Annotated in this window: 9 protein-coding genes; 3 read left to right on the top strand and 6 right to left on the bottom strand. The window is 71.6% G+C overall.

The annotated features are described in order from the left end of the window. Positions 1-61 precede the first annotated feature (61 nt). The 3 genes from ACWGKU_RS38140 to ACWGKU_RS38130 all read right to left on the bottom strand — a co-directional run bounded on the left by ACWGKU_RS38140 (position 62) and on the right by ACWGKU_RS38130 (position 3613). Positions 62-802 carry an aggregation-promoting factor C-terminal-like domain-containing protein gene (locus ACWGKU_RS38140; RefSeq protein WP_452180797.1) on the bottom strand — a complete coding sequence of 247 codons (741 nt, stop codon included), beginning with the start codon at positions 800-802 and terminating at the stop codon, positions 62-64. 446 nt (positions 803-1248) lie between these two features. Beyond that, positions 1249-2580 carry a PhoH family protein gene (locus ACWGKU_RS38135; RefSeq protein WP_359899497.1) on the bottom strand — a complete coding sequence of 444 codons (1332 nt, stop codon included), beginning with the start codon at positions 2578-2580 and terminating at the stop codon, positions 1249-1251. A gap of 238 nt (positions 2581-2818) precedes the next feature. Beyond that, on the bottom strand, positions 2819-3613 hold the full coding sequence (locus tag ACWGKU_RS38130) for an isoprenyl transferase (RefSeq protein ID WP_181970663.1): 795 nt from the start codon (positions 3611-3613) through the stop codon (positions 2819-2821). A gap of 399 nt (positions 3614-4012) precedes the next feature. Between ACWGKU_RS38130 and ACWGKU_RS38125 the strand changes: the two genes are divergently transcribed. Next, on the top strand, positions 4013-5632 hold the full coding sequence (locus tag ACWGKU_RS38125) for a chitinase (RefSeq protein ID WP_452180796.1): 1620 nt from the start codon (positions 4013-4015) through the stop codon (positions 5630-5632). A gap of 175 nt (positions 5633-5807) precedes the next feature. Here the strand turns inward: ACWGKU_RS38125 and ACWGKU_RS38120 are convergent, their stop codons facing one another. Next, positions 5808-6524 carry a prepilin peptidase gene (locus ACWGKU_RS38120; RefSeq protein ID WP_452180795.1) on the bottom strand — a complete coding sequence of 239 codons (717 nt, stop codon included), beginning with the start codon at positions 6522-6524 and terminating at the stop codon, positions 5808-5810. Positions 6525-6801: 277 nt separating this feature from the next. On the opposite strand from ACWGKU_RS38120, the gene ACWGKU_RS38115 reads away from it, so the two are divergent. Beyond that, on the top strand, positions 6802-8016 hold the full coding sequence (locus ACWGKU_RS38115; protein WP_380553471.1) for a pyridoxal phosphate-dependent aminotransferase: 1215 nt from the start codon (positions 6802-6804) through the stop codon (positions 8014-8016). Positions 8017-8181: 165 nt separating this feature from the next. Here the strand turns inward: ACWGKU_RS38115 and ACWGKU_RS38110 are convergent, their stop codons facing one another. Next, a complete protein-coding gene (locus tag ACWGKU_RS38110; RefSeq protein ID WP_380553474.1) occupies positions 8182-10008 on the bottom strand; it encodes a phosphoenolpyruvate carboxykinase (GTP) in 1827 nt (608 codons plus the stop codon). Between the two features lie 284 nt (positions 10009-10292). Between ACWGKU_RS38110 and trhA the strand changes: the two genes are divergently transcribed. Next, the gene (trhA, locus tag ACWGKU_RS38105) at positions 10293-10967 is read left to right on the top strand and encodes a PAQR family membrane homeostasis protein TrhA (RefSeq protein ID WP_401045982.1); all 675 of its coding nucleotides are present in this window, start codon (positions 10293-10295) and stop codon (positions 10965-10967) included. On the opposite strand, the gene ACWGKU_RS38100 is transcribed toward trhA, so the two are convergent. Then, on the bottom strand, positions 10938-11597 hold the full coding sequence (locus ACWGKU_RS38100; RefSeq protein WP_452180793.1) for a hypothetical protein: 660 nt from the start codon (positions 11595-11597) through the stop codon (positions 10938-10940). The two genes, trhA and ACWGKU_RS38100, sit on opposite strands and share 30 nt — an antisense overlap. Positions 11598-11869: the final 272 nt, after the last annotated feature.

Genomic DNA, 11869 nt, shown 5'->3' with positions numbered 1-11869 from the left:
GCCCGGGAAGGTCGAACGGCCGGGGGCCGCGGGAACCGCGCCGCCGGGGCGGCAGCCGGTCCTAGTACCAGTTGTGGGCCTGCCAGAACGACCACGCACCACAGGGGCTGCCGTAGCGGGAGTTCATGTAGCCGACGCCCCACTTGATCTGGGTGGCCGGGTTGGTGCGCCAGTCGGCACCGGCCGAGGCCATCTTGGTGCCGGGCAGCGCCTGGACCAGACCGTACGCGCCGGAGCTCTTGTTGGTCGCGGTGTAGTCCCAGCCGCTCTCGCGCTTCACGATCTGGCTGAAGCACTGGAACTGCGCGTCGTTGCCGACGATCTGCCGGGCCAGGTCCTGGACCGAGCCGGGGCTGACCGAGACGGGCGGAGCGCTGTCCTCGACCGCGGTCATCGCGGAACGGGACTTGGACCGGTTCGCGGCGGCCTCGTCGGCCTTGCGCTTGTCGTCCGCGGCCTTGGCGGCCTTCTCCGCGTCGGCCTTGGCCTGGGCATCGGCCTTCGCCTGGGCGTCCGCGGCGGCCTGCTGGCGCGCGGCCTCCTCGGCGGCCTTCTGCTCCGCGGCGGCCTTGGCGGCGGCGTCGGCGGAGGCCTGCTGGGCGGATGCCTGCTGGCCGATGTTGTCACTGATGGTCTGCGCCTGGGCGCCAGAGGGGACTTCGGCAAGCAGGGTCGCGCCGGCGACGTCGACCGTCTGCATGGTCTTGCCCTCGCTGCCCGAGGCCATACCCACGACGGCACCGACAGCGGTGACGGCGGTGGCGGAGGCCACAGCAACTCCCCGGACCGAGATCCGAGTCACATGGTTTCCTTCCAGCATCGCCCACGCGTGACCGTACGGGCGCAACATGCCCCTTGGCACGGACCTCCGCACAGTGCTCTGGTCACGGGAGGTGCTGGCCCGGCGTCCGGCCGAGGTGACCGGGCGTTGAAATCGGGCGGCGTACGGCTCAACGGTGTTCAATTGTGTGTCCACCGACCGGAGTTGGCGAACCTTCCCGGGCCTGACTCCCGGAGTCCGGAAGCCCTGCCGCGCCGTACGCGGGGCCTGACAGAACCCTCACCATGCCGCACCGGGCACGGTCGACGCAATTCCCCTTCGCGTGGCGCATGTCACATTCACCGTACGGCGGTTTCCCGGACGGAAAGCACTCGATGTGATGAAACGGGCGGAGCCCGCTCCATCAGGAGCGGGCTCCGGGTCATAAGTTGACCATATTGTCCCACTATGCCCCGATCAGGGGCGGATCACGGGTGGATGTCCTCCAGCATCTCCGTGACCAGCGCCGCGATCGGCGAACGCTCCGAGCGGGTGAGCGTGATGTGGGCGAAGAGCGGATGACCCTTCAGCTTCTCCACCACCGCCACCACGCCGTCGTAGCGGCCCACCCGGAGGTTGTCCCGCTGCGCCACGTCGTGGGTGAGCACCACCCGCGAGCCCTGGCCGATCCGGGACAGCACCGTCAGCAGGACGTTCCGCTCCAGCGACTGCGCCTCGTCCACGATCACGAAGGCGTCGTGCAGCGAGCGCCCCCGGATGTGGGTCAGCGGCAGCACCTCCAGCATCCCGCGGGAGATGACCTCCTCGATCACGTCCGGGGTGGTGACGGCGGAGAGGGTGTCGAAGACCGCCTGCGCCCAGGGGCCCATCTTCTCCGCCTCGGAACCGGGCAGGTAGCCCAACTCCTGGCCGCCGACCGCGTACAGCGGCCGGAAGACCATCACCTTGCGGTGCTGCCTCCGCTCCAGCACCGCTTCCAGCCCCGCGCACAGCGCCAGCGCCGACTTCCCGGTGCCGGCCCGGCCGCCCATCGACACGATCCCGATCTCCGGGTCGAGCAGCAGGTCCAGCGCCACCCGCTGCTCGGCGCTGCGCCCGCGCAGCCCGAACGCCTCGCGCTCCCCGCGCACCAGCCGCACCCGGCCGTCGCCGGTGACCCGGCCGAGCGCCCGGCCGCGCTCCGAGGTCAGCACCAGTCCGGTGTGGACGGGCAGCTCGGTGGCGCCGTCGACGTCCACCCCCGCGTCGTGGCCGGCCGAGAACAGCGCGTCCACCTGGTCGGCCGGGACGTGCAGCTCGGACATGCCCGTCCAGCCCGAGGTGATCGCCAGCTCGGCCCGGTACTCCTCGGCGAGCAGGCCCACCGAGCTGGCCTTGATCCGCAGCGGCAGGTCCTTGGACACGACGGTCACGTCGTAGCCCTCGGCCTGGAGGTTGCGGGCGACCGCGAGGATCCGGGTGTCCGCCTCACCGCCGGCCCGGTAGCCGGCCGGCAGTATCGACACGTCGGAGTGGTTGAGCTCGACCCGGATGGTGCCGCCGAGCTCGCCGACCGGGATCGGCTCGTCGAGCCGGCCGTGACGGATCCGGTAGTCGTCGAGCAGCCGCAGCGCCTGGCGGGCGAAGTAGCCCAGCTCCGGGTGGTGTCGCTTGGCCTCCAGCTCGGTGACGACCACCACCGGGAGGACGACCTCGTGCTCCTCGAAGCGGGTCATGGCGAGCGGGTCCGCCAGGAGCACGCTCGTGTCGAGAACGTACGTGCGCCGGTCTGGTGTCCGGCGGCTCTTCGAACTGACCACTAGGCCTCCAGAGCGGATGACCCTGCGTCATCCGCGGCATGCCGGCCCCCGCTGCCCCGGTGGCCTCGGGACCGGACTGACTGGAGTATTCCCAGGCGGGGAGCGGTGCATTCGCGCCCCTGGAGAACTGACGGATCATTGCCGGTGAACGTTTGGCCTCGCGCCGGCACCGGGTAGGCCAGGCCTACGGCGGTCATTTCCTCCGGACGGGCCGGTGGCCGGGGCCGCCGTGCCGGGGTTACAGCCCCAGCCGCCGATGGCGCTGCTCGTACGCGCGCAGCGCACGCAGGAAGTCGACCTTGCGGAAGGCCGGCCAGTACGCCTCGCAGAAGTAGAACTCGCTGTGCGCGCTCTGCCAGAGCAGGAAGCCGGACAGCCGCTGCTCGCCCGAGGTGCGGATGATCAGGTCCGGGTCGGGCTGGTTGCGGGTGTACAGGTGCTCGGCGATGTGCTCGACGGTCAGGACCTCCGCCAGCTCCTCGATCGAGGTGCCGCGCCCGGCCTGCTCCTGGAGCAGCGAGCGGACGGCGTCGGCGATCTCGTGCCGACCGCCGTAGCCGACCGCGACGTTGACCGTTATGCCGTCGATGTCGGCGGTCTGGTCGGCGGCCCGCTTGAGCACGTCGGCGGTGTGCTGCGGCAGCAGGTCCAGCGCGCCGACCGGGTTGACCCGCCAGCGGCGGGCGGCGGCCAGGCCGGTGACGGCGTCCTCGATGATGCCGAGCAGCGGGACGAGCTCGTCGGCCGGGCGGTCCAGGTTGTCGGTGGAGAGCATCCAGAGGGTGACGACCTTGACGTGGGTCTCGTCGCACCAGCCGAGGAACTCGCTGATCTTGTCGGCGCCGCGCTGGTGGCCGTACGCGGTGGAGCCGCCGGCCGCCTTGGCCCAGCGGCGGTTGCCGTCCAGGATCACGCCGATGTGGCGCGGGGTGCTCGCGAGGTGGACCTCGACCCGTCGACCGTAGAGCCCGTACATCCCGCCGAGCAGGGTGCGCAGCCCCGGCGTCCGTTCGGCGACATCGCGCAGACCCATCTTTCCCGGCCCCTCCGTGCTCGTTGCAACTGGTGCGTCTCCGCCCCGGGCGCAGCCTACTCCGGCGCGCAGGTGCACAGTAAAGCCGCAGGTAGCGGTCTGGTCACGGTCCTGTACGAAGTCTGTCCCGACGGGCGTGTCGGGGGTCGTCCGGGCGGGCCGCGGGGCCGCTGCGGGGCTCCCGGGGCGCGGACACGGAACGGTCTCCGAATCCTTAACGGAACCGTAAGCCGTTCTTCCGATGCTTGACGACCAGCAATGGTCTAGTCCAGCTTTTGATCCGGGACGGAACGATCCTCCGGCTCCGCCCCGCAGGCTCACTTCGGACCTCCCCTCCCCCACACGCGGCCGCCGCGCCCCCCACCGCGGCGGCCGCTCCTCCCCCAGGAGCGTCGCCCCATGGCCCGTACGCTGAACCAGCCCTCGCACAAGCGCCGGCGCAGCCCCCTCCCGGCCGTCGCGGCCGGTGCCACCGCCCTCGCCCTGGCCGGCGGCGGCCTCGCCCTCTTCGCCGGCGGCGCCAGCGCGGCGGTCGGCAACCTGGTCGACAACGGCGGCTTCGACGGCGGGCTCGGGGGCTGGACCTGCACCGGCGCCGCGACCACGGTCTCCTCCCCGGTCCACTCCGGCACCGGCGCGCTCCAGGCGACCCCGGGCGCCGGTGACACCGCCGAGTGCACCCAGACCATCAGCGTGCTGCCCAACACCAGCTACACCCTGAGCGCGTGGGTCCAGGGCCCGTACGTCTACCTCGGTGCGCGCGGCACCGGCGGCACCGACCCGTCCGCCTGGTCGAACCAGAACAGCTGGAACCAACTGTCCAGCACCTTCACCACCGGGGCGAACGCCACCAGCGTCACCGTCTACCTGCACGGCTGGTACGGCCAGAGCGCCTACCTGGCCGACGACGTCGCGCTGATCGGCCCCGGCGGCACCGGCACCCCGTCGCCGACCGCGACCCCCACCCCCACCGCGACCCCCACCCCCACCGCGACCCCCACGGCCACCGCCTCCCCCACGGCCACCGCGACGCCCACCGCGACGGCGACCCCGACGCCCACCCGGACCGCGACGGCGACCCCCACCGCCACGCCGACCAGCACCACCCCGCCGGCCACCGGCCTGCCCGCCCACGTGGTCACCGGCTACTGGCAGAACTTCGACAACAACTCGACCGTGCAGCGGCTGAGCGACGTCCAGAGCGCGTACGACATCATCGCGGTGTCCTTCGCCGACGCCGTGCCGACCAGGACCGGCGCGATCAGCTTCACCCTGGACCCGGGCCTGTCCAAGGCGCTCGGCGGCTACACCGACGCCCAGTTCCGCGCCGACATCAAGGCCAAGCAGGCGGCCGGCAAGAAGGTCGTCCTCTCCATCGGCGGCCAGAACGGCGCGATCACCGTCGGGGACGCCACCGCCGCCGCCAACTTCGTCAACAGCGCCTACGCGATCATCAAGGACTACGGCTTCGACGGCATCGACGTCGACCTGGAGAACGGTGTCCAGGCCGGCCCGCTCGGCGACGCGCTGCACTCCCTGCAGGCCAAGGTCGGCCCCGGCTTCGTCCTGACCATGGCCCCCGAGACCATCGGGATGTACAACACCTCCGGCGCCTACTTCCAGCTGGCGCTGAAGACCAAGGACATCCTCACCGTCGTCAACACCCAGTTCTACAACTCGGGCGGCATGAACGGCTGCGACGGCAAGGTCTACAACCAGGGCACCATCGACTTCATCACCTCGCAGGTCTGCACCCAGATCCAGGGCGGCCTGCGGCCGGACCAGGTGGGCATCGGCGTCCCGGCCTCCACCCGGGCCGCGGGCGGCGGCTACGTCGCGCCGACCGTGGTGAACAACGCGCTGGACTGCCTGGCCACCGGTAACAACTGCGGCAGCTTCGTGCCGCCGGCCAAGTGGCCGACCATCCGCGGCGCGATGACCTGGTCGACCAACTGGGACGTCAACAACGGCAACGCGTTCTCCAACGCGGTCGGCCCGTTCGTCCACAAGATGCCGTAACGGCACCCGGCCGCGGCTGCCGAAGGCCGCGGCCACCCGAGCTCCACTCCCCCGGCGCGCCGCTCCTTGAGGGTGGGGCCTGCGCGTCGGCGGCCGGGCCCGTCGCACCGACCGGTGCGGCGGGCCCTTCCGTTCCTCTCCCCTTTGACGCGTTCAATGTCCCGGCGGCACGTGCTCACCGCGCCAGGACCGCGGTGAGCGCGCCGAGCAGCAGGAACGGGCCGACCGGGAGGTCCAGTCCGCGCACCGGGCGGCGACGGACCAGCGCGGCGGCGGCCCGCAGGGTGCCCCACAGCCCGGCGAGCACCATCGCGGCGAACAGCCCGCCGAGCGCCACCGACCAGCCGTACCAGCCGAGCAGCCCGCCCAGGGCGAGCCCGAGCGGGGAGTCCCCCGGGCCCAACGCGCCCAGCCAGACGGCCAGTTCGAGCACACCCCCGACCGCGAGCGCGACCAGCAGGCAGCGCAGCGTCACCCCGGGCCCCGCGGTCGGCACCGCCGCCAGCAGCAGCGCCGTCACCCCGCCGAGCAGTGGCAGGGTCAGCCGGTACGGCAGCCGGCGCACCCGCGCGTCGACGAAACCGAGCGCCACGCCGAGCGCCGCCGCCCAGCCCATCGCCAGGGTCACCACCACCAGCCGGTCCGCCGCGTACACCACCGCGACGGCGACCGCCACCGCGACCGCCTCCACCGTCCAGGGGCCGGCGCCCAGCCGCTCCCGGCAGCCCCGGCAGCGCCCGGTCGGCGGCAGCAGGCGCAGCCGGCGCCCGCAGGCCGGGCAGTCCTCGCACCAGGGCTCGCCCTCCGGCACCGCGAACCGGGCGATCAGCCCGCGCAGCGGTGGAGCCGCCAGGAGACCGACCAGCACCGCCGCCACCACGACCGGGACCACCGGCGCACCCCCTCTTCGACCGACGCGACCGACACGACCGACGCCATCGGCGCGACCGGCCCCATCCTCCCGCGCCGGGCCGTGTGCCGTCCGTCTCGTTCCGCACGGCAGCGCGACAGCGCTCCTCGCATACACGAGCATTCCGGACATTCGACTACTGGTTCGGAAGGCCGTCCGCCACCCCCGCCTGCCGATCCAAGGGGGCCGTTCGGGCCCCCGAAAGCACCCCCGCGGAGTCCGGCCGCACGGCCCCTCCGTACCCCTAAAGTAGGCGGACATGCAGGTCATCCAGTCCAGCAAGCTCGCCAATGTCTGCTACGACATCCGCGGCCCGGTGCTCGACGAGGCGATGCGGCTGGAGGAACAGGGCCACCGCATCCTCAAGCTCAACACCGGCAACCCGGCCACCTTCGGTTTCGAGGCGCCCCCGGAGATCCTCCAGGACGTCCTGCGCAACCTCGCCAACGCGCACGGCTACGGCGACTCCAAGGGCCTGCTCTCCGCGCGCCGCGCGGTGGTCATGCACTACGAGGACCGCGGGCTGCACGGCCTCTCCGTCGACGACGTCTTCCTCGGCAACGGCGTCTCCGAGCTGATCCAGCTGGCCATGACCGCGCTGCTGGACGACGGCGACGAGGTGCTCGTCCCGGCCCCGGACTACCCGCTGTGGACCGCCTCGGTCTCACTGGCCGGCGGCACCGCGGTGCACTACCGCTGCGACGAGCAGTCCGAGTGGTACCCGGACCTCGCCGACATCGAGGCCAGGGTCACCGACCGGACCAGGGCCATCGTGGTGATCAACCCGAACAACCCGACCGGCGCGGTCTACCCGCGCGAGGTGCTGGAGGGCATCGCGGAGATCGCCCGCCGGCACGACCTGGTGGTCTACGCGGACGAGATCTACGACAAGATCCTCTACGACGACGCCGAACACGTCCCGCTGGCCACCCTGGCCCCGGACCTCTTCTGCGTCACCTTCAACGGACTGTCCAAGGCCTACCGGGTCGCCGGCTTCCGCTCCGGCTGGATGGTGCTGTCCGGCGACCGGCGCCGGGCCCGCAGCTACATCGAGGGCCTCACCGTGCTCGCCTCGATGCGGCTGTGCGCCAACATGCCCGCCCAGCACGCGGTGGCCGCCGCGCTCGGCGGACGGCAGTCGATCCGCGACCTGGTGCTGCCCGGCGGCCGGCTGCACGCCTCGCGGGACGCCGCGTACGAACTGCTGAACCAGATCCCGGGGGTCAGCTGCGTCAAGCCCAAGGGCGCGCTGTACGCCTTCCCCCGGCTGGACCCCAAGGTCCACAAGATCAAGGACGACGCCCGGATGGTGCTGGACCTGCTGCGCTCCCAGCGCATCCTGCTGGTCCAGGGCACCGGCTTCAACTGGCCGGAGCCGGACCACTTCCGGCTGGTCACCCTGCCCCGGGCGGAGGAGATCACCGACGCGGTGACCCGGATCGGCGACTTCCTCGGGGGTTACGTCCAGCCGTAGCCCCGGGCGGGAAGCACCCGGGAGAAACACTACGGCCGGAGTCCCGGCCCGGGCGATCTCCTTGGTCGGGGGAAAATCGCCCGGCGGAACTCCGGCCGTCCTGCCGCTCGGCGGGGCGCGCGGTTCGTGCCGCGCGCCCGCCTCTCTCCCGGCTGAGGCTCAGGCTCAGCCGAGGCGCGCGACGAGGTTCCGGTACTCGTCCCACAGCTCCTTCGGGGTGTGGTCGCCGAAGGTCTCCAGGTGGGCCGGCACGAGAGCGGCCTCCTGGCGCCAGAGGTCGGCGTCCACGGTGAAGAGCAGGTCGAGGTCCTCCTTGGACAGGTCCAGGTCGCCGAGGTCGAAGCCCTCGACGGTCGGCAGCACGCCGATCGGGGTCTCGACGCCCTCGCCGGTCCCCTCCAGGCGCTCGACGATCCACTTGAGCACGCGGCTGTTCTCGCCGTAGCCGGGCCAGACGAACTTGCCCTCGGCGTCCTTGCGGAACCAGTTGACGTAGTAGATCTTCGGCAGCTTGGCGGCGTCCGCCCGGGCGCCGACCTTCAGCCAGTGGGCGAAGTAGTCACCCATGTTGTAGCCGCAGAACGGCAGCATCGCGAACGGGTCGCGGCGCAGCTCGCCGACGGTGCCCTCGGCGGCGGCGGTCTTCTCGGAGGCGATGTTGGCGCCGAGGAAGACGCCGTGCTGCCAGTCGAAGGACTCGGTCACCAGCGGGACGGCGGTGGCGCGGCGGCCTCCGAACAGGATCGCCGAGATCGGCACGCCCGCCTGGTCCTCCCACTCCGGGGCGATGGTCGGGCACTGCGCGGCCGGGACGGCGAAGCGGGCGTTCGGGTGGGCGGCCGGGGTGCCGGACTCGGGGGTCCAGTCGTTGCCGCGCCAGTCGGTCAGGTGCGCCGGGGGCTCCTCGGTGAGGCCCTCCCACCACACGTCGCCGTCGTCGGTGAGGGCGACGTTGGTGAAGACGGTGTTGCCCCAGAGGGTGTCGATGGCGTTGGCGTTGGTGTCCACACCGGTGCCGGGGGCGACGCCGAAGAAGCCGGCCTCGGGGTTGATGGCGTACAGGCGGCCGTCGGCGCCGAAGCGCATCCAGGCGATGTCGTCGCCGATCGTCTCGACCTTCCAGCCCGGGACCGTCGGCTGGAGCATGGCCAGGTTGGTCTTGCCGCACGCCGACGGGAAGGCGGCGGCGACGTACTTGGCCTCGCCGTTCGGCGGGGTGAGCTTCAGGATGAGCATGTGCTCGGCCAGCCAGCCCTCGTCGCGGGCCATGGTCGAGGCGATGCGCAGCGCGTAGCACTTCTTGCCGAGCAGGGCGTTGCCGCCGTAGCCCGAACCGAAGGACCAGATCTCCTTGGTCTCCGGGAAGTGCGAGATGTACTTGGTGCTGTTGCACGGCCACGGCACGTCCGCCTGGCCCTCGGCGAGCGGGGCGCCGACGGTGTGCACGGCCTTGACGAAGTCGCCGTCCTCGCCGAGCTGGTCCAGCACGGCCTGGCCCATGCGGGTCATCACGCGCATGGAGACGGCGACGTAGGCGGAGTCGGTGATCTCGACGCCGTACGCGGCCAGCGGGGAGCCGACCGGGCCCATCGAGAAGGGCACGACGTACATCGTGCGGCCCTTCATCGCGCCGCGGAAGAGTCCCTGCTCGCCCTGGAAGAGCTCCCGCATCTCGGCGGGGGCCTTCCAGTTGTTGGTCGGTCCGGCGTCCTTCTCCTGCTCGGAGCAGATGAAGGTGCGGTCCTCCACGCGCGCCACGTCCGTGGGGTCCGAGGCGGCGTAGTAGGAGTTGGGGCGCTTCTCCTCGTTGAGCTTCTTGAAGGTGCCCTGCGCCACCAGCAGGTCCGCGAGGCGGTGGTACTCCTCGTCGGAACCGTCGCACCACTCGATGCGGTCCGGCTGGGTGAGCTCGGCGATCTCGCTCACCCAAGCGAGCAGCTGCTTGTGGCGGGTGGGCGCGGATGCGCTGAGAGCAGAGATCTCGTACGACACGATCGCTCCGTTTCACGCCATCTCGGCGAGGAGACGGCGTCGCGGGGGTCTGAGGGTGCTTGCAGCGTAGCTCCGGACTCAAGGCCGGAACGTGGCGAAGCGTCGAAATTGACGCACCTTTTACTCCAGCCAGTATGATTACTGACCAGTAACAGAGCAGCCTCACCCGCGACGGAGTGTGCGGCGCCACACTCCTATTACTCCAAAACGTCCAACAGTGACGATCGCCACTTCCTACGCGCCAGTAACCTACGGATCCGTAGGTAACGGGTAGCATGCTGCGCATGACTGCTGCTGCGCTCGCGGAGAGTGCACTCATAGAGAGCAAGCCGAAGTGGCGCGGCTGGCTGCACGCCGGAATGTTCCCCGCCACGGTGGCCGCCGGGATCGTGCTGATCTGCCTGGCCGACTCCACACCCGCCAGGATCGCCTGCGCGATCTACTCGGTCAGCGCCTGGCTGCTGTTCGGGGTCAGCGCGGTGTACCACCGCTTCGACTGGGGCCCGCGCGGGGACGCCGTGCTGCGCCGGCTGGACCACGCCAACATCTTCCTGATCATCGCGGGCACCTACACGCCGTTCACGATGCTGCTGCTCAAGGGCGCCGACCAGCAACTGCTGCTCTGGGCGGTCTGGGGCGGCGCACTGGCCGGGATCGCGTTCCGGGTGTTCTGGGTCGGCGCGCCGCGCTGGCTGTACACACCGGTGTACCTCGCGCTGGGCTGGGCCGCCGCCTTCTACCTGCCGGACTTCCTGCACACCGGCGGGGTCGCCGTCCTGGTGCTGATGGTCGTCGGCGGAGTGCTCTACAGCATCGGCGGCGTGGTGTACGGGCTCAAGCGGCCCAACCCCTCACCGCGCTGGTTCGGGTTCCACGAGGTGTTCCACGCCTTCACCCTGGGGGCGTTCATCGTCCAGTACATCGGCGTCTCACTGGTGGCGTACAGCACGGCCGGCTGATCCCGGCGCACCCCGACGGGCGGTCGAACGGTCCACGGACCGGCCGGCCGCCCGTTCCGCCGTCCAGGGCCGCTCGTACGGGGCCCGGAGCTGCGGGCGGCGCGGGACGGCCGAGTGGTCGACGGCGCCGGACTCCGACTGCGGGCCCGGATCCTGCAGCAGCCCGTGCGCGTGGTGGTGCTCGCCGTGGGCGTAGTACTGCTCCCCGCGGGCGTGGTGCTGCTCCCCGTGCGACTCCCGGCGGGGCTCGCGCGACTCCCGGTACGGCTCGCGCGGCGACCCGGCCGCCGTCGGGAGCGCCGCGGACCCGGACCGCCCCGGCGCACCGGCCGAGCGGGCCCGCGCCTGCCGGGCGTCGAGCGCCTCGCGGGCCCGACGGCAGCGCTCGCAGTGCGCGGCGTCCGGGATGCCGCGGCGCGGGCGGTGCCGGACCGGGGCCCGATCCCCGTGCGTCGCGCGCCAGCGGCGGGCGACGTACACCATGAGCAGCAGGGTCTCGACCCCGGCGACCGCCAGGACCAGCAGGGCGCCGTTGATCAGATAGGCCGCGACCACGGCCAGCGCAGAGCCCACCACCACCGCCGAACCCCACACCTGGGTGCTCATCTGCTTGTCGTCCGCGTCGGCCACTTCGGTCCCCTTTCCCGGTGCCGGGCTCGTGGTCGGCTCCCGCCGCCCCACCTCTTCTCCGCTCTCGGCACGCGTCGGCCAGCACTGACCGATTGCCACATGGTATCTACCGACAGTCATGGCCAACTGCCGCGGGGCGGCGAACGACAGATCAACGTTGCGTCAATTCCTCGTGCGGAAGCAGCACTTCCAGGACACATCACAGAGCGTAGCCGCGGTTCGCCTCCGTCGAACAGGCTGGACGCACCGGACGCGCCGGACGCCCCAACGAC

Source organism: Kitasatospora sp. NPDC054768 (genome assembly GCF_053612025.1).
The sequence above is the reverse complement of the archived record's forward strand: the minus strand, read 5'-3'. Positions and strand labels throughout refer to the sequence as shown.